The following is a 23,207-nucleotide window of genomic DNA, read 5'->3' as shown; positions in this document are numbered from 1 at the left end:
GGGGTCAGTCCGCCCGGTCGGAGTCGGCCAGCTGCCGCAGCGCGTCATCGACGCCGACCGACCCGCTCAGCAGCTGTTGGGACAGCCGTCCCATCAGGTCCAGCGTCCGGGCCGACAGCGCGACATGCAGGGCGGGCCTGCCGGTCTCGATCTCCCGCACGATGGTGGCCAGGGCGGGGCCGCCACCGGAGACGTCCACGGTGGTGTCCGCGACGATCGCCCCGGCGTCGGCGTGGAAGGCGGCCAGAGCCCTGGTGGAGGTGAGGGAACGGACCAGGTCGGCGGCGAGGTCCGGGTTCTGGGTCCCCTTCGCGACCGCGTACCCGATGCCGCCGTCGTAGGGCAGGCTGGGAACCGCCCCCTGCGTGAGGACCGGTGCGCGCAGCACGCCGACGTTGTCCTCGCCGAGGAACTCGCCGAACTCCTCCCAGTGACCCACGTCCGACATGAGTCCGGCGATGTGGGCGGCGCTGCCGGAGGAGAAGAGGGCGAGGGAGTCGTTGAACAGCGCGGTGGAGTTGACGCCGTCGTTGTTCAGGCCCGCGCCGTCGACCTCCTGCCAGAGTTCGAAGATCCGGCGTACCTGGGGCGAGGTCCAGTCCCGGTTCCCGGCGATCCAGTCGGCGTACTCCTGTGGCGGGAGGACGGCCGATCCCAGGGCCGAGAGGAAGAACTGGATGCCGTAGCCCTCCTTGTTCCCCAGGGCGAAGCAGTTGGCCGGGGTCTCCTCCGCGATGGTCCGGCAGTCCCCGAGGAACTCCTCCCACGTGGTGGCCGGGTCATCCGGGTCGAGCCCGGCCTCCTCGTAGAGGGCCTTGTTGTAGTAGATGGGGTGTCCCTGGAGCGTCACCGGCGCCGCGTAGACGGTGCCGTCCCTGGAGAACGCCTCCCAGCCCGCCAGCCTGTGCCGGTCCTGGGCCACATGGTCGTCGAGGGGCAGCAGATCATCCGCCCGCTCCCGGAGTTGGCCGCCACCGTTGAAGAGCATCACGTCGGGGCCTTGACCGGTCCGCACGGCCGTGCCGAGCAGGGTGTAGTACTGGTCGAAGGGCTGTGCCACGAACTCCACGGTCACTTCCGGGTGTCGCTCGGCGAAGTCGGCCCTCGCCTCCCCGATGTAGGCGGCCGCGGCCTCGTCACCGGACTTCCAGTCCCAGACGACCAGCGTGTCCTGCCGGGAGCCGGAGGCGGAACCCGATCCCGCGCTGCCGCAGCCGCTCAGGGCCAGAGCCACCGCCAGTGCCGTCGACCACAGTGCTCGCCGCTTCATCGCCGCTCACTCTCCGGAGGGTGCCGGGGCAGCCCGCCCGTCGGTCCAGATGGTCAGGAAACGTAAGTCGTATGATGTTTGGCGTCAAGGGGTGGTGCGTATACTGGCGGCGGGATTCGTGGCGCCGCCTGATCGCGGGCCACCGGAGGGACTATGACGGCATCACAGCAAGCCACTTCGGGCGCTGCGCCGCCTCCGCCCTGGGTGCGCCGGCCGGCCAGCCTCGCGAGGGCGCTCACCGCGGAGTTGGTGGTGCGCATCGTCCGGGGGGACTACCCGCCCGGCACTTCCCTGCCGGCCGAGCCGGGGCTGTGCGAGGCGTTCGGGGTCAGCCGGACCGTGGTGCGCGAGGCGGTGAAGCTCCTTCAGGAGAAGGGCCTGGTCCACGTCCGTCAGGGGGCCGGCACCGTGGTGACCCCCTCGACCCGGTGGAACATGCTCGACGAGCTGGTGCTGGGGGCCAGCGTCGAAGGGGACGAGAGCCTGACGATCCTCGATGACCTCGTCGTCACACGGCGCCTGTTGGAATCCGACATGGCCAACCTCGCCGCCCAGCTCGCCACGGACGAGGTCGTCGACCGGCTGCGCACGCTCGTCGACGGGATGGACGAGCTCGTGGACGACCACGTCACGTACGAGGAGCACGACCGCGCCTTCCACGACACGATCATGCGGGTCTCGCGGAACCGCATCGCCCGTGCCGTGGTGCGCTCACTGGAGAGCCAGGCCATCAACACCGCCCGGTACGTGGGGAAGACCGAGCGTGCCCTGTGTGTCGCGTCCAACGAGGGCCACCGCCGCATCTACGAACGCATCGCCGCCCATGACCCGCCCGGCGCCGCCCAGGCGATGTTCGCCCACATCACCGAGGCGTGGCTGGTCCGGCGCAGCGGACCCGGCGAGCCCGTGCGGCTACGGCGCTGAGGTCTGCCGGTCGCCGCGGGCCGGCCGGGATCCGCCGGCCAAGCCCCGAGTGTGCTGTGCCCGGGCGCTGTTGACACCGGTCGGGGCCCGGGGACCGGCCGCCGTCGCCGGGGGAAGAGACGGCGGCCGGCCCCGGGAAGGCACCAACACACGGTCGGACTACCCCAGTACCGCCTCCCACCTGGTGCCATCGGCCGTGGCACCGGCCGGAAGGCGGTCACGGGCGCCGGTGTCGCCGTACAGGCTCCAGCGGAACCAGTCGAGGAAGGTGTTCTCGGTCTGCGGGTAGGCCGGGAAGTCCGGGATCAGGTAGGAGCCGTGGTCCGCCCCCACATGGGTGAGGAAGGCCTTGGGAGCGGCGACCTTGTCGTACGCGGCGCGGGCCGATTGGTAGTCACAGGTCGGGTCCCGGTCGCCGTGGATGAACAGCACGTTGGCCCTGACCGCGCCGGTCGGGTCGCCCATGTCCACACAGGCGATCGGCGCCGCCGCGGCGATGCGGTCGTCCGGCCACGCGGTGACCAGTCCCTGGGTGGTCATGCCGCCCATGGAGTGGCCGGAGACGCCGACTCCGGCGCCGGTGTCGATGTGCCCGGCCATCGGGTCGTCCCAGGAGTCGCCGAGCGCCAGTGTCCGGGTGATGACCTCGGACACGTCCCTCGACCACTCGCCGCCGTAGACGCTCCCGAGGTTGGTGTTGTCGGAGAAGGAAGGAGCGGGGCAGATGAAGCCCGCCGCGGCCAGACCATTGGTCTGCGAGGAGTAGCAGTCGGAGTTGCACCCCATGCCGTGGCTGAACTCGGCGACGGGGAACACTCCGTCGGCGACCGGCGCGTTGGGGACGGGCTGGCCGCCGGGGGTGCCGGTGGCCGGGTAGAACACCTTGGTGAACAGCGAACGGCCGCCGCGCGCCCAGTGGTATTCCCGGACTCCGACGGCGAAGGCCTGCGTGGGTGCCTGCCGGGTTCGGTGGGCGGGGAGTGCCTGGGCCGGTGCGGCGCCGAGCAGGGCGGCGCCGGTCCCGATCGCTCCGGCGGCGCCGAGACCCAGGAGCGTGCGTCGTCGCATCGTCATGGGTGACTCCTTGTGTGGGGGATGATGGGGGATAGTGGGGGAGGTGCGGCCGAGGGCCGGGCGGCCCCGGCCCCGTGCGGGGATCAGCAGCTGTTCGTGGTGCTGGTGGCCAGGCCCAGACGCCAGGGGAGCTGAGAGTATTCGCCGCCTGCGGAGGGGTCGATGCCCTGGTAGAGGAGCCGGAGGTCGCACGGGTCGATGGTCATGGTCTGGTCGTTGGTGGCGCGGATCAGCTCGCCGTGGCTGATGTCCTGCGTCCAGGCACCGGATTCGAAGGTGACGTTGTTGCGGCTGGCGAAGGGGTTCTGCTGGGTGTCGGCCAGCGGCGTCCACCGGCCGGTCAGGCCCTGGGCGGTGAAGGCGCGGTACCAGCGCCGGCCGTCCGGGCCGATAGCCTCCCAGATCAGCAGATAGGTGTCGGTGTCGCCGACGCGGTAGACGGCGCCGCCCTCGAAGAGGTCGTACGCGCCGTCCTCCAGGACGATCTGCGTGTTGTCGAAGCCGTTGGGGAAGTCCGCCATGGTGGTTTCGGACCGGTAGACGTGGCCGTTGTCGTCCGCGGAGAACAGGTAGCACATGGTGTCGTCGCAGATGACGAAGAAGTCGAGCCAGTTGCCGTTGCCGATGTTCTGCCGGACCACCTCGGGCACGCTGTCCATGAAGTTCCGCGGCGCGGACCAACTGGTCGGGTCGTTGGGGTCTGTGGTGGTGGAGAACGACGGCAGGCCGGTCTGGTAGACGAGGTACCACTCGTCGTGGGGCGCGAAGTAGAACGCGTGAGGCGCGGCGCGGTAGCCGGGCCCGATGGCGGAAGCGGCTTCCAGGTCGGTCTGCGGAGCACTCGCGGCCTGTGACCAGTCGGTGAAGCTCGTGTGGGCCAGGCCCCAGTCGCCGCTGGTGTCGACTCTGGTGAAGAAGACGTGCCAGGTGCCGTCGTCGTCCTGGACCACCGACGGGTCCTTGGCCGCGACCGAGTTGAGGTTCGGCGCGGGGGAGATCAGGGGCCCGCCGGAGGACCACTGGAAGGTGTCGGGTAACTGCTGCTGCGCGGGGTCGGCCTGGGGGGCGATGTCGTCCGCCTGCTCACCGGAGGCGGGCGCGGCGACCAGCGCCAAAGCCACACCGAGCAGGAGGACGACGGCCGCGTGGAGGGGCCGGGAGCGGGAGCGGCGTACTGAGGCAGGCATCAAAGACTCCGTGTCGGCTCGGCCGGTGGGCTCACCCACACGAACATCGCCAGGCCATGGTGTCCGGCACAGCGGGGCGTGGGGGGACCTCACCGGAACAAAACGGATGGTGCGCGTACGTCCTGTCATGGTCTGTGTGTGGGGACACAGACCGGCGGCCCGTCCGAACGTTCGACCCGTCGAACGTCGACTGGCCCTTCAAACGTCACGGATGATAGCGAGGGCCGGACGTGAGTCAACATACGTCGTACGAATTTCCGCCTCCGCCTCCGCCTCCGGTCGGTCTCCGGTCCGCCGTGATCGGCGCCCGGCGTGGTCGCGCCCGCCGACGGGGTGGATCCGTGGATGCATGGGCCACGTTCTCCGAGCGGCTCGGGCGAGCGGAACCCTGCTTCGGGAGACCCCGGGACAGGGATGACGCTCGGTTCCGTACGGCATACGGGCGTGAGAGGGTGGCGAACAGGGCCGGTCCGGGCGTTGGTCGGCGTGGCCGCGCGGGATGGGGCCCGGCTGGAGGCATGGTGGGAAACGCTGACAGGTCACGCGGTGCTCGGCTCGCCGCCCACGGTGCCGTCGCCACGTTGCTGGCGCTGCACAGCGATCGCAGTCTGCACGAGCAGGTCGAGGCCGCCCCGTCGATCGGTTCTGGTATCGGCGGCAGGACCGTACTGCTGGAGGTCGATGGAACCCCCGTATTCGTCAAGCAGGTGCCCCTGACCGATCTGGAGCGACAGCCGGAGAACGTGCGCTCCACGGCCAATCTGTTCGGCCTGCCGTCCTTCTTCCAGTACGGAGTCGGCAGCATCGGCGGCCCGGGCGGCGGGGCCTGGCGGGAACTCGCCGTCCACACCATGACGACGAACTGGGTGATCGCCGGGGACTACGAGGGCTTCCCCCTGATGCACCACTGGCGGGTACTCCCCACGGCCGGCCGGCCCTTGCCCGAAGAACTCGCCGACGTGGAACGGGCCGTCGCCTACTGGGGAGGCGGGCCGGAGGTACGCCGGCGGATCGAAGGGATCCAGGAGTCCACGGCCAGCCTCACGCTGTTCCTGGAGTACATCCCGCAGAACCTGCACGAGTGGCTCGGTGACCGCGTCCGGGCGGGCGGCGAGGCCGCCGAGCGGGCCTGCGTCGCGGTGGACGACGAGCTGCGGGCCGGCGTCTCGTTCATGAACGCCCGCGGGCTGGTGCACTTCGACGCCCACTTCCAGAACATCCTGACCGACGGCCACCGCCTGTACTTCGCCGACTACGGCCTCGCGCTCTCCTCCCGCTTCGAGCTGTCCCGCGACGAGGCCACCCTCCCCGCGCGGCACGAGACGTACGACCGGGCCTACACCGCCACCTACCTGGTGTACTGGCTGATCACCGCCCTGTACGGAGCCGGTTACGGGTGGGACGAACGCTACGCGCTGGTGCGCGCGTGCGCCGAGGGCGAGCCGCTGACTGGCATCCCGGAGGCAGCCGCCTCGATCATCACCCGCCACGCTCCGCTCGCCCCGGTGATGTGGGACTTCATCCGCACCTTCCAGCAGGACAGCCGCGAGACGCCCTACCCGGGTGAGGCGATCCGCCGGATTCTTCAGCGGGACGCCCCGCCCGGCGCGCCGACCGGGCCGTAAGAGCCCCGCGAAGAAGCCCACAACACCGTCCGGAGACCCGCGGGGCGGTGTGAGTGGGTACAGCCGGGTGCCTGAGACACCTGGCGCGGTGCATCACCAGCCGTGGGTCGAGAAGCTCTCCCCGGCCAGGTAGTGAACGATTCCGTGGGCGTTGTACGGGACGGTGTGCGCCGGGAGTTCGCCCGGCCTGTGCCAGCCGATGCCGGCGCATTTCCCCGGTTCCGCGTTGACCGGTTCGCCCTCCCAGCGGGCCGTGGCGAAGAACCAGCCGATCCGTGGCCGTCCTTCGGGGCTGCGGTGGTGCATGACGTGCACGGTGCGCAGCGCCGCCGGATCGATGGCGATGCCGACTTCCTCCCGCGCCTCGCGCACCGCCGCCTCGATGACACTCTCGCCGGGGTCGACCTTTCCGGAGGGCAGGTTGAGCATGCCGTCGGCGTAGCCGGTGCCCGAGCGCTCGGCCAGGAGGATCCGGTCGCCTCGTTCGAGGATCACCATGACGTCGATGACGGTGTGGGGTTGCACGCGGAAGTCCCTCCGGCCGAGTGTCGGGCGGTAGGACCTTAGCGGTGGTGGTACCGGGCCCGCAGATGGCGGGAAGCCCGTGTACGTCCACCAGCCGAGGCCGGACGCGGTGATGAGCAACCACGCGTCGCAGCAGTCCCGTTGAGGTACGAGTCCGGCGTGGGATCGGCGAACACCGGGTGGTCCGTGGCGGGTGGCCCCGGTATCCGGGGAAAGGGCTGCGCACCATCCGCTGCGCGGTTACTCTTCGCACCGGGACGTTCACCACCGATGGGGGCCGGATGGACGCGGACGATGCGGGAGAGAACGGTGCGGCGGGGCGGACGGGCCTCGTGTCCCCGCGCGCGGGCGGCGAGCCGGTAGCGGCGACCGCGCACGCCGAACGGCAGGAGGTTCTGGAGCTGTACAAGCTCGCGGTCGAGATGGCCGACCGGGTGTCCTCCCGCCGCGGCGCGGCCAACACGTACTACCTCTCCCTGCAGACCGCGCTGGTCACCCTGATCGGCTTCGGGATGCCGCGCCTGTCCGAGTCGCCGTGGTGGGTGTCCCTGGTCGTGGCGCTGGGCGGCGTGACCCTCTCGTTGGCCTGGTGGATGCAACTGCGCAGCTACCGGGCCCTCAACATGGCAAAGTTCAAGGTCATCCACAGTCTGGAGAAGCACCTGCCGGTGCGGATCTTCACCGATGAGTGGGAGGTGCTCAAAAGCCCACCGTCACCCGGCCGGTTCAGGCGCTACGCCGAGTTGGGCACCCCCGAACGCATGGTCCCCTGGGTGTTCGCCCTGGCGCATCTCACCCTGTTCACCGGCACGCTGTCCCTGTGACCTGCCTCGACCCGCTCGCGGATCTCGCGGGTCCGACCGCCGCGATCGTGCCCTTTCGCGCGGAACACGCTTCCTGGCGTCCCGTGAATCAGTAGCCTCCGCCCCATGCGCGCACCAACGGGGAACGATGTCCCCGCACTGCCTCACCAGTCCAGGACCGTGGGCTGCGGCGCCCGAGGTGCCGGATGCGTGACACGCGTAACCGGCTTCCTCGTCGCGCTCGGCGGGGCCAACCACATCTACACCCCTGTGCTGTTCGGGGAGTCGCGGGTCCAGGGCGTGATCACCGGCGTTCTGATGATCCTGGGGGGCATCACCGCCGTCTACGTGGGCGCCCGCATGTCCCGGTTCGGCCGGCGCCACACCGCTCGGCTGATCAAGGACCCGGGCGGCCTCGAACCCGGCTCGTACATCCTGTACTTGCGTCCCTTCGAACTCGATCACCAGCTGTACGGGATCAGGCCGGATCCCAGCCGCAATCCGGTCCGCAGACTCCAGAGCCCCCTCAGCCGTACCTTTGAGGAAGATCTGGTGCTGACCCTGCGGTGGAGACTGGGCAAGGTCGTGGCAGTGGGCAGCCCCGGAGAACGGCTGCCCCGGGTGGGTGCCCGGCGGTTCTATCTGCCGACGGTGTGGAAACCGACCGTCAGCTCCCTCATCGGCACGGCACGGCTGGTGGTGCTCGCCACCGGGACCACCGAGGGGACGCTGTGGGAACTGACGGAGTGTGTCCGGCTCCTGCCGCCCGAGCGCCTGATGCTGGTGGTGTTCACCAACCGGGCCGACTACGGCCGGTTCCGGTCTGCGGCACAGGACTCCTTCGCCTCCCGGGCCGCCGAGTTGGAAGGGCCGCAGGCGGCCAGGCTCAGCGCCTTCCGGCTGCCCGACCATCCGCCGCTGAAGAACCCGGCCGTCGCTGCCAGGGCCGTCGGAACCCAGGGCCTGATCACCTTCGGCCCCGGCTGGGAGCCACAGTTCGTCCGCCTCGACCCCACGGCGGTGCGGGCTGTGACCGATCTCGGACGGCTGCGCGCGATGATGCGGCGGCAGGTTCATCCGACCCTGCGCGAGGTCAAACGCCGACTCGCCGAGGCGCCGGAAATCCCCCCGGCGAGAAACGCAGGCCCCAGCGTCCCGCCGCCGGGTGCCGCCGCCGACGACGACCACGGCACCGCGGCTCCGCGAACGGAGTGACCCGCCGGAGCCGCCGGGCGGCCACATCCCCGGCACGGCCGTGCGCCGCGCCGGGGGAAGGGCGGGCGGGTCAGCCCAGTTCGTCCTCGATCAGGGCGACGAACTGCTCGTAGGAGGCGGGGGGTGAGAGGGGGCGGTCGTCGAAGAAGAACGTCGGGGTGCCCTGAACGCCCAGTGCCAGGCCGTCGCGGATGTCGGCCTGGATCCGCTCGGCGGTGGCGGGGTCCGCGACGGCGGCGTCATAGGTGGCCATGTCCAGACCGAGATCCTCCGCGAAGCCGCGGAACGTCGCCGCGTGCGAGTCGCGGGACTCGCCCCAGGCGGCCTGCGTGGTGAACAGCCGGTTGTACATGTCCTCGAACCGGCCCTGCTGGGCGGCTGCTTCGGCGGCGAGAGCGGCGGTCTCCCCGTTGTGGTGCCCCGGCATCGGGAAGTACCGGGCGACGAAGGTGACACGGTCGCCGTACTCCTCGCGCAGTCGCTCCACGACCGGGTAGTAGGCGCCGCACGCCTCGCATTCGAAGTCGAGGAACTCCACCAGCGTCAACTCGCTGTTCGCGGGGTCGGACAGGCGGTGGCTGTCCTCGCGCACCACGGCGGCGGCGGAGGAGGAGCCGGACCAATCGGCGGTCTTCGGCCGGTCGTCGGGGGAGAGCGCCAGCAGAACGGCGAAGGCGGCGGCGAGGGCCGCCACGGTCGCGAGCACGGCATACAGCTGTCTTTTCACGGAGAACTCCGGAGGTGAATGGGTCGTTCGGTCGGGGAGGACGGCGCGCGGGGGCGCGCCGTCGCCCGCCGGGTCAGGCCCAGCGGGTTCCGGCACCCGGCAGCGGCCGGGGCGCGGGAGAGATCACCGGCGCCCACGGCGGGGCGCGGACCGAACGACCCGAGACGACGGGGCACGTACCCCACACACGGGGCTCCGTGGGGGTCCTGGCACGGCGCGGCCGGGACAGCGGCCCGGGCACGGCGGCCGGGCGCGCGGCCAGCGCGGCGATCGCCGCGACCAGCACGGCGCGCAGCGGCCCCGACAACCCGTCCGCGACACCGAGCAGCCGGGCGGCGAGGACCAGCGCCACCAGGTACCCGGCCAGCAGTTCACCGGTGCCGTGGCCCTGCGGCGCGAGCTGTGCGAGCAGTCCGGCGGGACCACGCCCGTCGGCCGCCGTGCACGCTCCCGGCAGGACGTAACAGACCTGGAGCGCGGCCTGAGCGCCGGCGACCGCAGCCAGGGCCTGCCCGTGGGGGAGTGGCCGGCGTGCGGCGCACATGACCCCGCAGCACGCCACCACGACGGAGAGCCACAGCGCACACCCGGAGGGCACGAATCCGGCCGCACCCGCCTGGCTCAGCAGGGGAAGCAGCACGCCCAGCGCGCCGAGCGCGCCGGCTCGTGTCCTGCCCCGGCCGGACGGCACGTGCGTCACCTCATTCCCGGTGGTGGTGCGGTGCCGGTCAGCGTAGCCAAGCCGTACGGGGCCGCTTCGGGCGGCCGTACGGATCGGGCACACCGTCAGGGGGCGGTGGAGAACGGGCGGTACGGGGTTTCGGGCGGCGTGCGGAGGCGGCGCGCGGAGGCGGCGCGTGCGCCGTAGGCGAGGCGCGGGCGTGACGGCGCGGGTTCGCTGTCGTGCCGAGGGGCCGTGGCGCCCCCTGAAGCGGCGGTCAGGACCACGCGGTGCCCAGCCGGGGACAGGTGGCCGCGCGGGGGAGACCGTCGGCAGGGGGCCCGGAGCGGGACCCACCGGGTGGACCGGTGACGGGTACCGGAACCCTCCGGGCCCGGCCCTGCGCCACCCGTGTCAGTGCCGGGTGGCGAGCCGCTCCAGCAAGGTGGCACTCCGTGCCAGCAGCGCCTGCTCCTCGTCGGTGAGTTCGGCCTCGATGGCCCGGGCGAGCCAGCCCGCCCGCCGGCAGCGCTCCGCTTGGAGCGCCGCCCGGCCCGCGTCCGAGAGCTCGACCAGCGACTTCCGGCCGTCCGTGGGGTGGGCCCGGCGCGTGATCAGGTTCTGCTCCATGAGCAGTCCCACCACCCGGGCCATCGACTGGGGGCGTACGCGCTGGTCGGCGGCGAGGTCGCTGGTGGTCATGGCGCCGTCCCGGTCGAGTGCGCCGAGGACGGCCACCTGGCCCAGCGGGATGCGGTCCTCGTGTTTGACGCGTCGGGTGAGCTTGCCCATCGCGGTCCGCAGTTCGGCGGCGAGGGCGGCGGCTTCCCAGGTGGGGGCGGGCGGACGACGACCCCGGGTCGATCGTCCGCCCGCCCGTGCCGGTGAGCCGCCCCCGGGCGACCCTCATGGACGGCGATCGGCACCACGTCCGTTCCCTCCGGCGGCCGTTCGCGGTCTCCGCGGTGCGCTGACGCGCCGGCACCCTGATCGCCTCGTGTGCCGCGTCGCCCGAAGTGGTGCCCGGCCCCGGTCGGCATCCCTCCGGAACTTTCACCCCACCCCGGCCGACCTCATGACGTCGGGTCCGGAGCGGCGAGAGTTCCCCTGCCCGGGGTCATCGGCCAACTCGGGACGGATGTCTTCCCCACGCGGGCGAACGCGGTTACTGTCCCTCGCTGGTGGAGCGGGACCGGCACATTGTCACGGCGCAGGAAAGCGGTGTCCTGGAATGACCGAAGTCTCCGAAACGGTGTCGCCCCCCGCCCGCAAGCCACGGGTCCGCGGGAGCTTCGACTGGCACGGTCTGCGAGCCGATCTGCGGGGTGCGATCCCCGACGCCTCGCTGGCGCTGATCGCCACCGGCCTCATCTACTGGCTGCTGTACGCGCGGGTGGCCAACGGCACGTCGCCGTCCATCGTGATCATGCCGCACCTCAACGACCCCAACGAGCTGTGGATGTACTGGATGTGCCAGGCCTTCGGCTGGTCGGCACTGCTGTGGGCGTACATCACCGTGATCTTCGGACTGCTGCGCTCCGGGCCGCGACCACGCTGGAGATGGCTGCCGCCGGCCCGGATCGAGAAATGGCACCGCACCACCAGCCTGACGACGATCGGGCTGATGTTCCTGCACGCGGCGTTCTTCTTCGGCGACCAGATGCGCGACAACCTCACCCGGTGGGGCACGGGCCGGAGCCTGTGGACGGCGTTCGTGGACGTGTTCGTCCCCGGCGGGTACGCCACCGGCACCGGCCGCGTCGCCATCCTGCTGGGGCTGCTCGCCCTCTACCTCGCCATACCGCTGAGCCTGGCCTTCTACCTCCGCCACCGGACCGGCAGCAGGATGTGGGTGGCGCTCCACCGGTTCGTCATCGTGGTGTACGTGCTCAGCGTGTGGCACACCCTGCTGTACGGCACCAACGTCTGGTTCGACGGCACGTTCCGCACCCTGGTGTGGGCCCTCCAGATGCCGATCGCCGGGCTCATCCTGGTGAGGCTGCTGGCCCCGGCCCGCCCCCGTGAACGCCTCCGGCTGCGCGGCCACCCCCTGCCGGTGACCGTACGGCTGGCCGGCCGCCTCGCGGTCGTCGCCACCCTGCTCGGACTGCTGGCCGTGATCGTCACGGGAACCGACGGCGGGCGCGACCCCGAGGACCTCGGCGGCTCCTCACCCGCGGTCTGGCCCGAACGCTGGATCATCTGGGCGGGCCTGCTCGCCCTCACCCTGGTCCTGGTGGCGGTCGTGCTGCGGCTGCGCCCCGGCACTGGCACCGGCGCCGGAACGCCGGAGTCCCCGTCCCCCTCCCGGCGCGGGGCGCCCGCGGACATCTCCGAACGGCAGTGACGGCAGTGCACGAGCGGCGCCCGCGAGACGGAGCCCGCCCGGCACGGGTGACCGGCCCGGCCGGCGGTCCCCGTCGCACCTGGGGACGGTCCCACGCCACGCACCAGCCGGCCGCGCGGCGATGGGCCGCCGCATCCCCGCCGGCCCGCCCTGCCGTCCCCGGACGCCGAAGCCGATCAGCCGGCCCCGGCGACCCTCAACGGCCCGTCGCCGGTCACCTGGTGTCCTCCCCGGCGGTTTGGCCGACCGGGGCGGGACCGGGTACGGCGTCGAGGCCGAGTCCGCCGATGACGGTGGAGACCGGAGAGTGGAGGACGGCGTCGAACGCGTCGAGGACCGGGGTGTGCAGCTGGGCGCCCTGGATCCGGATGCGGTCGGGGCCGGGCACGGAGCCGTCGCCGCCGGCGTCCGGGCGGCGAGCCCGCCGGAGATCGGCCAGGCTGAGCCCGAGCCCGGCGTCCGTGAACGCCGCCTCGACGCTTCCCGGTTCGGGCGCGCCCAGCGGGGTGGGCTCGACGGTGAATCCGAACCGGCTGCGCTCGTCGCGGCGCATCTCCGCGGTCTGTCCGGTGCTGCTGGTCAGGCCCACGGCGATGTAGTCCTCGCCGAGGACGGAGTGCAGGTGCTGTCCCATCGGGAATCCCGTGAGGTGGCCGTCGAAGGAGACCGGTGTCTTCTGGATGTGGGCGTTGTGGGCCGCCAGTACGATCCGGGTGTCCGGCGCGCCGCGCTCCAGGTGCCACAGGAGCGATTCGGCCATGTACAGGTCCCGGGCCGAGGTGTCGGCGGTCAGCCCCGTACCGGAGAAGAGTCCGGCCATGGCGCGGAAGGTGTGGTCGCCGTGGCAGGCACCTTCGAGACGTCGCCGGGCGATGTCGTAGCCGCGCCGGTCGCCGCGCGAGACGTACAGCGGCTCGACGGAACGGAACCGGATGAGCAGCCGGTTCAGGATCGCGCTGAGCGCGTCCTGTTCGGCGGCCTCCAGGCGGGCCCACGCGGGAGCGGCGTCGGCCGCGGAGCCCCCCGCGAACGAGGCGGCGATCCGCATCGCCTCCTCGATCTGCGGCACCGCTTCGGGATCGGCGGCGCGCAGATAGTCGGCGACCGGGGCCAGGGCGGGGAGCAGGGAGCCGCCGGCCGCGGGGATGTCGATGCCGGCGAACCGCACCGGTGGTGCGGCGGTGCGGTTGTGCCGGCGCAGTCGGCGCAGCGGCGCCTCGACACCCACGGGGATCGACGCGCCGAGGAGGTCGGGCAGCGCGTCCTGCGTTCCCTCGCCCCGGGCCCACGCGTCGAGCGGGAACCCTTCGCTGAAGCCGTACTCGAAGGCCAGGACGGTGAAGCCGCAGCGTTCGGTGAGGAAGCGCAGGACGCGCTCGCGCAGGAGCGTGAACTCGTGGATGAAGTGCGAGTTCTCGCCGATGGCGACCACGCGGGCGTCGCCGATCAGGGCGCGCAGCGGCTCCAGGTCCTCCAGCGGCGCGTCCGGGTCGAGGTGGGTCAGCGGGGCGGCGTCGGCGCGGAGCCAGCGGGTGAACGGGTCGCCGTGCCGGTGGTGGGACGGATCGGGCATACGGGCACTCATTTCGCGGGTGAGGGGGAGGGAGGGCCGGTGCGGTGCGGTGCGGTGCGTGCGGGCGTGGGCTTCCGGCGGGTTCAGGGACGACCGGGGGCGGGAGCCGCGGCCTCCAGGTCCTCGATCGTCCCGGACATGATGGTGCGCAGCTGTGCGGTGAGATGCGGCAGCGGCCAGTCCCACCAGGCGAGGGCCAGCAGGCGGTCGATGTCGGCGTCCGCGTACCGGCGGCGGATGAGCCGGGCGGGGTTGCCGCCGACGATGCCGTAGTCGGGGACGTCGTCGACGACGACGGAGCCGGAGGCGATGATCGCCCCGTGGCCGATCCGGACACCGGGCATCACCAGCGTGCGGTAGCCGAGCCAGACGTCGTTGCCCACCACGGTGTCACCGCGTCCCGGCAGTCCGGAGATGAGGTCGACGTGCTCGGCCCAGGAGCCGCCCATGATGGGGAACGGGAACGTGGAGGGCCCGTCCATGCGGTGGTTGGCGCCGTTCATGAGGAACCGCACCTGTGCGCCCAGCGCGCAGAACCTGCCGATGACCAGCTTCTCGGGGCCGTAGTGGTAGAGCACGTTGCGGGTCTCGAAGGCGGTGGGGTCATCGGGATCGTCGTAGTAGGAGAAGTCGCCCGCCTCGATCAGCGGCGAGGTGATCAGCGGCTTCAGCAGGACCACCCGGGGCTGTTCCGGCATCGGGTGTGTGACGGTCGGGTCGGGCAGGACGGGCGGGACGGGTGGCATGGCTGTTTCCTTTGCGAAGTCCGGGTGGGAAGAGGTGTCTTCCGGCGGGGGAGGAGAGGCGGGGCGGTGACTCACACCGCCGGCCGCGCGGTCGCCCGCAGGGCCAGGTGGCGGCCCCGGTGGCGGCTGCGCAGCCGCCTGTCGTGGCTGACGATGACGACGGCCCCGGCGAAACCGCGCAGCGCGGTCTCCAACTCCTCGATGAGTCCGGGGGAGAGGTGGTTGGTGGGTTCGTCGAGCAGCAGAACGTCCCACGGCTCGCTGAGCAGCCGGGCCAGGGCGAGGCGCTGCCGCTGTCCGGTGGACAGCCGGCCGACCGGCACCGTCAACCGGTCGCGCTCGAACAGGCCCAGTGACAGCAGCTGTTCGGTGTGCGTGTCGGCATCTCCCGCCCGGCCGCGGGCGAAGGCGGCCAGGACGGTCTCCCGCGGTGCGCCGGGCCGTGGGTCCTGGGGCAGGTACCCGACCCTGCCGCGGCGGGTGACGCTCCCGCCGTCGGGCGCGATGTCCCCGGCCAGGACCCGCAGCAGGGTGCTTTTGCCCGCTCCGTTCTCCCCCGTGACCAGCAGGTGTTCGCCCGCCGTGAGGGTGAGGCGGGTGCGGTCGAGCCGGCCGGTGACGGCGATGTCGGTGGCGTCGAGGACGACGCCCTCCCGGTGCCCCGTCCGCAGGGCGGGGGCGAAACGCAGCGGTTCGGGCGGCGGCGGGACGGGGTCGGCGAGCAGCCGGCGCAGCCGTTCCTCGGCGTTGCGCACCCGGCCGGCCAGCGACTGCTGCACCCGGCCGCCCGCCCGGTCGTACGCCATCTTGTTGCCGTCCTTCATCGGGCGGCCGTGGGCCACCTGCCGTGCGGTGGTGGCGGCGGTCTCGCGGAGCCGGTCGATGTCGGTCCGCCACCGGTCGTACGCCTGGACCCAGCGGTGCCGGGCGGCCGTCCGCTCGGCGAGGTACCCGGGGTAGCCGTCGCCGTACCGGACGACGCGATGCCGGTCGGCGTCCACCTCCAGCAGGGTGGTGGCCACCCGTTCGAGGAAGACCCGGTCGTGGGAGACGGCGACGGTGCTGCCGCGCCGGGTGCGCAGGTGGTCCTCCAGCCAGCGCAGGGCGGCCTCGTCGAGATGGTTGGTCGGCTCGTCCAGCAACAGGACCTCCGGTGCGGCGGCCAGCACGGCCGCCAGCCGCAGCCTGACCTGCTCGCCGCCGGACAGCGTGCCCACGGTGCGGTCGCGCCCGACCAGTCCCAGGCCGAGGCCGTGCAGGGCACGTTCCACGCGGGCGTCGGCCTCGTAGCCGCCGCGCAGTTCGAAGACCGTCAGCAGGTCGCCGTACTCGGCCAGGCCCGCTGTGTCGCCCTCGGCCATCGAGGCTTCCAGCTGCCGCATGCGCCGCTGCACGGCGCGCAGTTCGCCCAGGGCCCGGTCGATGACCTGCTGGACGGTGGACCGGGGGGCCAGCCGCTCGTCCTGGGCGAGGTACCCGACGCCGCCGGCGGCCCGGACGACGATCTCGCCCTCATCGGGCTGTTCCCGTCCGGCGAGCAGACGCAGCAGGGTGCTCTTGCCGGATCCGTTCTCACCGATGATCCCGGTGCGCTCGCCCGGGGTGAGCGAGCAGGTCACCGAGTCGAGGACGGTCCTGCCGTTGAAGGACTTGCTGACGGAGCGTGCGGTGATCTGGGTGGGCATACGAGGACTCCGGAGCGTGGGTGGGTGAGGCGGCGGTGAGGGGCCGCGCGGCCGGGTGAACGCTTCGGAAGAACATGGATCGCTCCGTTAGTGCGACAACTGATGCGTTAAGATCGTGCCACGTCGCTGTCCCCCGAGCAAACGGATTTCCCCGTGACGACACCCACAGACCCGCGACCAGAGGCGGAGGTGGCACCCCGAACGCCGCCGGACCCGGCGGAAACCCGGCCGTCACCGCCACGCCGCAGGCCCGGCGGCCGCACCGCCCGGGTCCGTGCCCAGGTGCTCGACGCGGTCCGCGCGGAGCTCGGCGAACACGGCTACGACGGGCTCACCACCGATGGCGTCGCCGCCCGCGCCGGCGTGCACCGCACCACGGTCTACCGACGCTGGGGCGACGTGGGCGCGCTGCTCGCCGACGTGCTCGACGCCGCGGGCGACGACGACTGGCAGCCACCGGACACCGGCTCACTGGAGGAGGACCTGACGGCGCTGAACCAGGAGATCCAGACGGCCATGACGGCACAGCCGCCGGTCATGGAGGCCCTGATCGCCGCCTCGTTCCGCTCCGAGAAGGCGGCCGAGGCCCAGCGGCGGCTCTGGGAGGACCGGTACACGCGCTGCGACATCGTCGTCGGCCGGGCCGTCCGGCGCGGCGAACTCCCCCCGGACACCGACGCCCGGCGCCTGCTCATCGCCGCCACCGCACCGCTGTACCACCACCTGGTGCTGCTGCGTACGCCGCTGGACCCGCGGCTGCCCCGCCACGCGGCCCGCACCGTCACCCTCGCCGCGGTGGCCGGCGCCTTCGCCCGGTCCCCGTCGGCGCCCGGCAGTTGAGCGGCACGGTCAGCCGTTCCGGACATCCTCGCGCCGCGCCACGCGGGCCGCGGCCCTCCGGTGCGGCGGCCCCGCGATGCGGGAGGGCAGGCGGCCAACGCGCTACGTCGCCCGGGTGAGCGCGCCCGGTGTCCGCCCGGTGAGCCGTTTGGCCTCCCGGGTGAAGTGCGCCTGGTCGGCATAGCCGGCCGTCGCCGCGGCGTCACGCAGCGGCACACCGGCCCGCGCCAGGTGGAGACCGCGCTGAAAGCGGTGAATCCCCTGGAGCGTCTTCGGCCCGTAACCGAACAGCCGGTTGCTCAGCCGGTGCAGCGAGCGCACCGACAGACCGTGCAGCTGCGCCGTCTCGCGCACGCTCAGCCCCTCGCGAGCGGCGCTGTCGAGCGAGGCCGCTCTCCGCAGGTCACGGCGCTCCGGCTCCGCCCGCGCCCACAGGGCGACGAAGACCCGTTCCAGCGCACCGGCCGGATCGTCACCGAACGACGGGCCCCCGTACGCCGGAAGCCTCACCAGGTCGGACAACGCGACGCGCCGGTCCGTCAGCTCGTGCGCCGACACCCCGAACAGCGCGTGCCCCACACCGGGAGCCAGCCGCAGCCCCCAGGTGACCTCACCGGCACGGGTCCGCGCGAGCATGCTCCGGGTATCGGGGCCCGCCACGATCAGGCGCTCCCGGAACCACATCAGATCCAGCACGCCATCGGGATCGACGCGATGCTCCGGGCCGTCCGGGACCACACGCCACACGAGCGCGCCGGTCCGCGCCCCGCGTCGTGCGGTGTAGCTCCCCACCGGCGATCCACCTCCGTCGTACCCGGCCATCGTAGGACGGAGGCGGGTGCCCCCTCCGTGCCGCCGGCGACGCCTGCGCCACCGCGCGGGCCGGCGCCCGCCGGGCCCCCGACCGCGCCGGCACCACCGTCACCGTCCCGGCGCGGTGCGGAGCCCACCGCGCGGGTCGGCAACGAGCGCGGCACCCCGACCGCCGGCAGCCGCGCCCGCAGGCGCTCGCCGCACCGGCCGCGCCGGACGGCGCCCCGGCACCACCCGACCGGCCCGCTCCCCGCGCTCCCAACAGCCCAACTGCGGGTGCGCGGACGGCCGGACCGTGGCGAGATGAGGTCATGCCTCACCACTCTGAGAAGCAGCGCTCCGCCCCGGTCAAGGGGCCCATCGGCGCGGCCCGCCGGGCCGGTCGGCGGTTGTCGGCCCTGACCGGCCACGCGGTGGACGGCGTCTCCGCCGTCAGCCCGATCGAGGACGGGTGGCGGGTACGCGTCGACGTGATCGAGGTGCCCCGCATCCCGGACACCACCAGTCTGATGGCCACCTACGAGGTCGATCTCGACCACAACGGCCGGCTCGTGCAGTACGAGCGGGTGCGCCGCTACCGGCGCTGCGCCACCGACGACTAGCCCCAGCGAAACCCCGGGGCCGAGCGGCTCCGGGAACGGACGACCGAGGGAGAGCCCATGAGCACGACCACGACCACCTATCGCGAGGATGTCGCGTGCGTGCCCCGCACCGGCACTCTCTACGACGTCATCGACATCATTCTCGACCGGGGCATGGTCATCGATGTCTTTCTGCGGGTCTCACTGGTCGGAATCGAGATCGTCAAGATCGACATAAGGATCGTCATCGCCAGCGTCGACACCTATCTGCGGTTCGCCGAGGCGTGCAACCGCCTGGACCTGGAGGCGGACAGCCGCAGCCGCACCGTCCCCGAGCTGTTCGGCGGCATGGGCGGCGGTGGCGGCATGGTCCGCAAGGCGGGCGAGAAGGGCGCCAAGAAGGCCGCCGAGGCCGGCGAGAAGAAGGTCAAGGGGGTCGCCGGCCGGACCAAGAAGGCGATGGGCGGGGCGAAGGACAAGGTCAAGAGCGCCATTCCGGGCGCCGACTGAGCCACGGAACGACCGAGCGACTGAACGACGGAGCGAGGCTGACTGAGATGGACCAGGTCTACGCGTACGGCATCGTCCGCACCGGACACCGGCTGCCGCCCGGGGCGACGGGGGTGGGCAGCCCTCCCGAACCCCTGCGCACGCTGCCGGTGGGCCCGCTGACCGCCGTGGTCAGCGCCGCCCCGGCCGGACTGCTGGCCCGGCGCCGCGATCTGCTCGCCCACCAGGAAACGTTGCTGGGGCTGGCGGCCGACGGCCCCGTCATCCCGATGCGGTTCGGCTCCGTCGCCCCGGACGAGGAGACCCTCCGCACCCGGCTGGCCGACGCCCCACAGGAACAACTCGCGCTCCTGGAAAGGCTGGACGGCCGGGTCGAGATGAACCTGAAGGCTCTCGTGCTGGAGGACGGCCTGTCCGAACTCCTGCGGGAGGACAACCAGGTGCGCCGGCTGCACCGGGAGTCGAAGGCGCGGCCGGGATACGAGAGCAGCATCAGGCTCGGCCAGGCCATCGCGGAGGGCCTGGGCCGGCGCGCGGCCCGTGCGGCGGCCCGCACCCTGGAACGGATGGGGGCGCTCGCCGAGGCGACCGCCGCAGGGCCGGAGATCGAGGGGTGCGTCCTCAACATGTCCTTCCTGCTCGGCCGGGAGGCGCAGGAGGAGTTCCGGGCGGCCGTCGAGTCCTGCTCCGCCGCGTATCGCGGGCAGGTCGAGCTGCGGTTGTCCGGGCCGTTGCCCTGCTTCAGCTTCACCGGGGTCCCGGCCGCGCCGCAGCGGGCCCGCCCCCGCGCCGGAGCCGGCCCCCGCGCCGGCCGGGCCCCGGACCCGGCCACCACGTCCGCCCGTTCCGCCCCCACCACCCCGGGGGCCTGACCGCCATGGGCCTGCTCACCGAGATCCTGCTGCTGCCCCTGGCCCCCGTCCGGGCGACCGCCTGGTTCGCCGGCCGCATCGCCGACGCCGCCGAGGAGGAGCTGTACGACCCGGCCCCGCTGATGGCGCGGCTGCGGGAACTCCACCGCGCGCTGGAGGACGGCGAGATCGACGAGGAGGAGTTCGAGGCCGGGGAGGAACGGTTGCTGCTCGCCATCCAGCAGCGACAGGACCCCGACCATCCCTACCCACCCCCTGTCACCGACTGAGCCACGTACGAGGAAAGGCGGCAGTACCGATGGACAACAGCAAGGCCGCGCTGGCGGCCGGAATTGCCGGGGGCTATGTATTGGGCCGCACCCGCAAGGCCAAAGTGGCCTTCGCCATCGCCACCTACGTCATCGGCCGCCGCTTTCCGCTCACCCCGCGGCACCTGGCCGAGGAAGGCGGACGCAGGCTGCGGGAGCACCCCCGGTTCGGAGCGCTGAGCGATCAGGTACGGGGTGATCTGCTGGAGTCCGGCCGCAGCGCGGTCATGGCCGCGGCCACCGCCCGGATCGACGCGCTCTCCGAAGCCCTGCGCCGCGGCGCCCAGGCCCTGGAGGGCGTCTCGGCCGAGCAGGGCGAACAGGAACAGGAGCAGGAGCCGGAGCAGGAAGAGGAGCCGGAGCGCAAGCCGAAACCGAAGACGAAACCCTCGTCCAAGCCGAAGCCCAAGGCCAAGGCGGGGACCGGGAAGAAGGCGCCGGACAAGAAGCGGTCACCGAGCAAGAGCAGTCGGTCCAGGGCATCGGAGGCATCCTGATGGCGAAGTCCGAAGAAGCGACGCAGACGTCCGACGGCGGCGTGAGCGGCAGCCTGGAACGGCTGCGGGAAGAATTCACCGGCTACCTCGGCGCCCGTGCCCACCACCTGACTCAGGCGGCCGGCCAACGGGTGCAGCACATGGCGGGGCGGCTCGCCGGCGCACCCGCCGCGGGAGCCCGCAACCTGGTGAAGGAAGCGGCGGTCGAACCGGTCAAGAAGGCGGCGATCGATCCGGTGAAGAAGGTCATCCCGGGAATGGGCGGCGGCGACGACGAGGAGAAGGGGGAGGGCGGGGACGGCAAGGGCGGGGCCGACGGCATGAAGTCCACCTTCATCATCGAATCCATCGACGTGGGCGTACCGCTGCGGACCTGCTACAACCACTGGACCGATTTCGAGGGTTTCGGCGAGTTCATGAAGGGCGTGCAGCACGTCCAGCGCCAGGACGACACGGAGACCGACTGGCGCGCCAAGATCGGTCCGTCCACCCGCTCCTGGAAGGCGACGGTGCAGGAGCAGGTGCCCGACGAGCGCGTCGAATGGACCTCGGAGGGATCCAAGGGCACCCACCGGGGGGTCGTCTCCTTCCACGAACTGACGCCCCGGCTCACCAGGATCGTGGTGGTCGTCGAGTACAGCCCGGCCGGCTTCTTCGAGAAGACCGCCAACCTCTGGCGCGCGCAGGGCCGCAGGCTGCGGCTCGACCTGAAGCGGTTCCAGAGCCATGTGACGCTCGCCGCCGAGGAGGACGAGCCCGAGGGCTGGCGTGGCGAGATCAGGGAGGGCGAGGTGGTCCGCGGGCCCGACGAGGAACCCGGGGACGAGGAGCAGGAGCCGGACGAGGAGGAGGGCGAGGACGAGGACACGGAGGGGGAGTGGGACGACGAGGAAGAGGAGGAGGAAGAGGAAGGCGAGGAGGGCGAGGACGAGGACGAAGAGGAAGAGGAGAAGGAGCGCAAGGGCAGGCGCAAGGGACGAGGCCGCCGATGACATCGACACGCCGGACGTTGCAGCCCCTGGAGGCGTACGAGCCGCTGGAGCCGTACCCGCCCCGTACCGCCAACCTCGCCGACATCCTGGAGCGGATCCTCGACAAGGGCGTGGTCATCGCGGGCGACATCAAAATCGATCTGCTCGACATCGAACTGCTGACCATCCGCGTCCGGTTGTTCATTTCCTCCGTCGACACCGCGCGCAAGGCCGGCATCGACTGGTGGGAGACCGAGCCCGCGCTCTCCTCCCGGGCCGCCCGCGACGCCCTGTACGACGAGAACAAACGGCTCAGGGAACGGCTGTGCGAACTGGAGACCACCAGCGATCACCGGCGCGACCGGCACAAGGAGTCCGAGACCGCATGACCGAGCCCACGGCGCACCGCCCCGACGATGAATCCGGCTCCACCGTCTGCGTCTTCGCGGTCTGCCCCGCCTCCACCGCCCCTGTGCTGAGCGGGGTCGCGGGGCACACGGGCGGCGGGCCGGTGCGCCTGCTGACGGCCGGGCCGCTGGCGGTGGTCGCCCAGGACGTACCGGCCGCCGACTTCGCCCCCGAGACGCTGCCCGAGCGGCTGGGCGACCCGGCCGAGCTGGAGCGCTGCGCCCGGGACCATCACGCCGTCATCACCGCCGTGGCCCGTACCGCTCCCGTCGTGCCCTTTCCCCTCGCCACGCTCTACCTCAGCGATGAGCGGGCCGTGGCGGCCGTCGCCGAGCGGGCGCGGGATTTCGTCCGGGTCCTGGACCGGCTGCGGCACCGCGCGGAGTGGGGGGTCAAGGTCACCGCGGCCCCCGGCGCCCCGGCCCCGGCCGCTCCGGAGCCCGCCGCCGCCCCCGCCGACGGCCGTGCCTACCTCGCCCGGGTACGCGGCCGGCAGCAGGAGCGCGAGGAACGGCAGGAGGTGGCCTGGCGCACCGCCGAGCGGGTGTACGCCGCGGTACGCCGCACCGCGGTGGCCGCCCGCCGGCTGCGCCCGCAGGATCCGGTGCTCGGCGGCGGCGGACCGCGCCAGCTCCTCAACGCGGCCCTGCTGCTCGACCACCACCGGGCGGCGGAACTGCGCGAGCTGGCCGGCACCCTGGCGGCCGACCCCGCGATCGCCCGGCACGCCCGGATTGAGGTGACCGGACCGTGGGTCCCGTACTCCTTCGCCCGGCTCGACCAGTGCGACGAGGAGGAGCGCGCCGATGCCGTCCTCTGAGACGATCCCCTGGCAGGGCGAGCAGGGCCCGTACGGGCCGATCGGGGTGCCACTGGTGGACCTGCTGGACCGGGTGATGGCCACCGGCGTGGTGATCAGCGGCGATGTGGTGATCGCGATCGCCGAGGTGCCGCTGGTGCGGCTGTCCCTGCACGCGCTGCTGTCCTCGGTCAGCGACCGGATGCCGGCGCCCTGGGCGGACGGTGGGCCGTGGTGACCCCGGAG

Annotated in this window: 26 protein-coding genes; 15 read left to right on the top strand and 11 right to left on the bottom strand. The window is 72.4% G+C overall.

The annotated features are described in order from the left end of the window. Positions 1-4: 4 nt before the first annotated feature. Positions 5-1,270, bottom strand: coding sequence for an ABC transporter substrate-binding protein (locus H7827_RS02980; RefSeq protein ID WP_432742431.1), 1,266 nt, complete (start codon positions 1,268-1,270; stop codon positions 5-7). Positions 1,271-1,423: 153 nt separating this feature from the next. On the opposite strand from H7827_RS02980, the gene H7827_RS02975 reads away from it, so the two are divergent. Then, positions 1,424-2,194, top strand: a complete 771-nt coding sequence (locus tag H7827_RS02975; RefSeq protein WP_432742430.1) for a FadR/GntR family transcriptional regulator — start codon at positions 1,424-1,426, stop codon at positions 2,192-2,194. A gap of 159 nt (positions 2,195-2,353) precedes the next feature. On the opposite strand, the gene H7827_RS02970 is transcribed toward H7827_RS02975, so the two are convergent. Further along, on the bottom strand, positions 2,354-3,268 hold the full coding sequence (locus tag H7827_RS02970; RefSeq protein WP_432742428.1) for an alpha/beta hydrolase family protein: 915 nt from the start codon (positions 3,266-3,268) through the stop codon (positions 2,354-2,356). A gap of 83 nt (positions 3,269-3,351) precedes the next feature. Further along, positions 3,352-4,455 (bottom strand): non-reducing end alpha-L-arabinofuranosidase family hydrolase, encoded by a 1,104-nt coding sequence (locus H7827_RS02965; RefSeq protein WP_432742426.1) that lies wholly within the window; start codon positions 4,453-4,455, stop codon positions 3,352-3,354. Positions 4,456-4,973: 518 nt separating this feature from the next. On the opposite strand from H7827_RS02965, the gene H7827_RS02960 reads away from it, so the two are divergent. Further along, positions 4,974-6,080, top strand: a complete 1,107-nt coding sequence (locus H7827_RS02960) for a protein kinase family protein (protein ID WP_432742424.1) — start codon at positions 4,974-4,976, stop codon at positions 6,078-6,080. A gap of 93 nt (positions 6,081-6,173) precedes the next feature. On the opposite strand, the gene H7827_RS02955 is transcribed toward H7827_RS02960, so the two are convergent. After that, a complete protein-coding gene (locus H7827_RS02955; RefSeq protein ID WP_432742422.1) occupies positions 6,174-6,605 on the bottom strand; it encodes an NUDIX hydrolase in 432 nt (143 codons plus the stop codon). Positions 6,606-6,886: 281 nt separating this feature from the next. Between H7827_RS02955 and H7827_RS02950 the strand changes: the two genes are divergently transcribed. Beyond that, positions 6,887-7,429: a RipA family octameric membrane protein gene (locus H7827_RS02950; protein WP_432742420.1), complete on the top strand. Its 543-nt coding sequence runs from the start codon at positions 6,887-6,889 to the stop codon at positions 7,427-7,429. A 189-nt stretch (positions 7,430-7,618) separates the two neighbouring features. Then, positions 7,619-8,623 carry a hypothetical protein gene (locus H7827_RS02945; RefSeq protein WP_432742418.1) on the top strand — a complete coding sequence of 335 codons (1,005 nt, stop codon included), beginning with the start codon at positions 7,619-7,621 and terminating at the stop codon, positions 8,621-8,623. Between the two features lie 70 nt (positions 8,624-8,693). Here H7827_RS02945 and H7827_RS02940 read toward each other — a convergent pair whose 3' ends face one another. The 3 genes from H7827_RS02940 to H7827_RS02930 all read right to left on the bottom strand — a co-directional run bounded on the left by H7827_RS02940 (position 8,694) and on the right by H7827_RS02930 (position 10,803). Beyond that, positions 8,694-9,350: a DsbA family protein gene (locus H7827_RS02940; RefSeq protein WP_432742416.1), complete on the bottom strand. Its 657-nt coding sequence runs from the start codon at positions 9,348-9,350 to the stop codon at positions 8,694-8,696. Between the two features lie 73 nt (positions 9,351-9,423). Beyond that, the gene (locus tag H7827_RS02935; protein WP_432742414.1) at positions 9,424-10,041 is read right to left on the bottom strand and encodes a hypothetical protein; all 618 of its coding nucleotides are present in this window, start codon (positions 10,039-10,041) and stop codon (positions 9,424-9,426) included. A 384-nt stretch (positions 10,042-10,425) separates the two neighbouring features. Then, positions 10,426-10,803: a MarR family winged helix-turn-helix transcriptional regulator gene (locus H7827_RS02930; RefSeq protein ID WP_432742412.1), complete on the bottom strand. Its 378-nt coding sequence runs from the start codon at positions 10,801-10,803 to the stop codon at positions 10,426-10,428. A gap of 439 nt (positions 10,804-11,242) precedes the next feature. On the opposite strand from H7827_RS02930, the gene H7827_RS02925 reads away from it, so the two are divergent. Then, on the top strand, positions 11,243-12,358 hold the full coding sequence (locus H7827_RS02925) for a ferric reductase-like transmembrane domain-containing protein (protein WP_432742410.1): 1,116 nt from the start codon (positions 11,243-11,245) through the stop codon (positions 12,356-12,358). A gap of 214 nt (positions 12,359-12,572) precedes the next feature. Here H7827_RS02925 and H7827_RS02920 read toward each other — a convergent pair whose 3' ends face one another. The 3 genes from H7827_RS02920 to abc-f form a co-directional block, all read right to left on the bottom strand. After that, positions 12,573-13,931, bottom strand: a complete 1,359-nt coding sequence (locus tag H7827_RS02920) for an erythromycin esterase family protein (protein WP_432742408.1) — start codon at positions 13,929-13,931, stop codon at positions 12,573-12,575. Positions 13,932-14,014: 83 nt separating this feature from the next. Then, positions 14,015-14,677, bottom strand: coding sequence for a CatB-related O-acetyltransferase (locus H7827_RS02915; protein ID WP_432742406.1), 663 nt, complete (start codon positions 14,675-14,677; stop codon positions 14,015-14,017). Positions 14,678-14,748: 71 nt separating this feature from the next. After that, positions 14,749-16,362: a ribosomal protection-like ABC-F family protein gene (abc-f, locus tag H7827_RS02910; RefSeq protein WP_432742404.1), complete on the bottom strand. Its 1,614-nt coding sequence runs from the start codon at positions 16,360-16,362 to the stop codon at positions 14,749-14,751. Positions 16,363-16,515: 153 nt separating this feature from the next. On the opposite strand from abc-f, the gene H7827_RS02905 reads away from it, so the two are divergent. Beyond that, positions 16,516-17,202: a TetR/AcrR family transcriptional regulator gene (locus H7827_RS02905; RefSeq protein ID WP_432742402.1), complete on the top strand. Its 687-nt coding sequence runs from the start codon at positions 16,516-16,518 to the stop codon at positions 17,200-17,202. 102 nt (positions 17,203-17,304) lie between these two features. Here the strand turns inward: H7827_RS02905 and H7827_RS02900 are convergent, their stop codons facing one another. Next, a complete protein-coding gene (locus H7827_RS02900) occupies positions 17,305-17,994 on the bottom strand; it encodes a helix-turn-helix domain-containing protein (RefSeq protein ID WP_432742400.1) in 690 nt (229 codons plus the stop codon). A 332-nt stretch (positions 17,995-18,326) separates the two neighbouring features. On the opposite strand from H7827_RS02900, the gene H7827_RS02895 reads away from it, so the two are divergent. From H7827_RS02895 to H7827_RS02855, 9 genes are read left to right on the top strand one after another with little or no spacing between them, the layout of a single operon-like run. Next, complete coding sequence (locus tag H7827_RS02895; protein WP_432742398.1) at positions 18,327-18,617, top strand: gas vesicle protein; 291 nt, start codon at positions 18,327-18,329, stop codon at positions 18,615-18,617. Between the two features lie 57 nt (positions 18,618-18,674). After that, positions 18,675-19,106 (top strand): gas vesicle protein GvpJ, encoded by a 432-nt coding sequence (gene gvpJ / locus H7827_RS02890; RefSeq protein ID WP_043177427.1) that lies wholly within the window; start codon positions 18,675-18,677, stop codon positions 19,104-19,106. 47 nt (positions 19,107-19,153) lie between these two features. Next, positions 19,154-19,978 (top strand): GvpL/GvpF family gas vesicle protein, encoded by an 825-nt coding sequence (locus H7827_RS02885; RefSeq protein ID WP_432742396.1) that lies wholly within the window; start codon positions 19,154-19,156, stop codon positions 19,976-19,978. Positions 19,979-19,983: 5 nt separating this feature from the next. Further along, positions 19,984-20,247: a gas vesicle protein GvpG gene (locus H7827_RS02880; protein ID WP_200363002.1), complete on the top strand. Its 264-nt coding sequence runs from the start codon at positions 19,984-19,986 to the stop codon at positions 20,245-20,247. 29 nt (positions 20,248-20,276) lie between these two features. Beyond that, positions 20,277-20,783 (top strand): hypothetical protein, encoded by a 507-nt coding sequence (locus H7827_RS02875; RefSeq protein ID WP_386541340.1) that lies wholly within the window; start codon positions 20,277-20,279, stop codon positions 20,781-20,783. Beyond that, positions 20,783-21,775, top strand: coding sequence for an SRPBCC family protein (locus H7827_RS02870; RefSeq protein ID WP_432742394.1), 993 nt, complete (start codon positions 20,783-20,785; stop codon positions 21,773-21,775). Before H7827_RS02875 ends, H7827_RS02870 begins: the two co-directional genes overlap by 1 nt. Continuing rightward, positions 21,772-22,143, top strand: coding sequence for a gas vesicle protein (locus H7827_RS02865; RefSeq protein ID WP_078635408.1), 372 nt, complete (start codon positions 21,772-21,774; stop codon positions 22,141-22,143). Before H7827_RS02870 ends, H7827_RS02865 begins: the two co-directional genes overlap by 4 nt. Further along, positions 22,140-22,982, top strand: coding sequence for a GvpL/GvpF family gas vesicle protein (locus tag H7827_RS02860; RefSeq protein ID WP_432742392.1), 843 nt, complete (start codon positions 22,140-22,142; stop codon positions 22,980-22,982). The genes H7827_RS02865 and H7827_RS02860 overlap by 4 nt, the downstream gene beginning before the upstream one ends. After that, positions 22,969-23,199, top strand: coding sequence for a gas vesicle protein (locus tag H7827_RS02855; RefSeq protein ID WP_030731353.1), 231 nt, complete (start codon positions 22,969-22,971; stop codon positions 23,197-23,199). Before H7827_RS02860 ends, H7827_RS02855 begins: the two co-directional genes overlap by 14 nt. Positions 23,200-23,207 lie beyond the last annotated feature (8 nt).

Source organism: Streptomyces sp. JH002 (genome assembly GCF_050916115.1).
Lineage (GTDB): Bacteria > Actinomycetota > Actinomycetes > Streptomycetales > Streptomycetaceae > Streptomyces > Streptomyces xiamenensis.
This window is presented reverse-complemented; position numbering and strand designations above follow the sequence as displayed.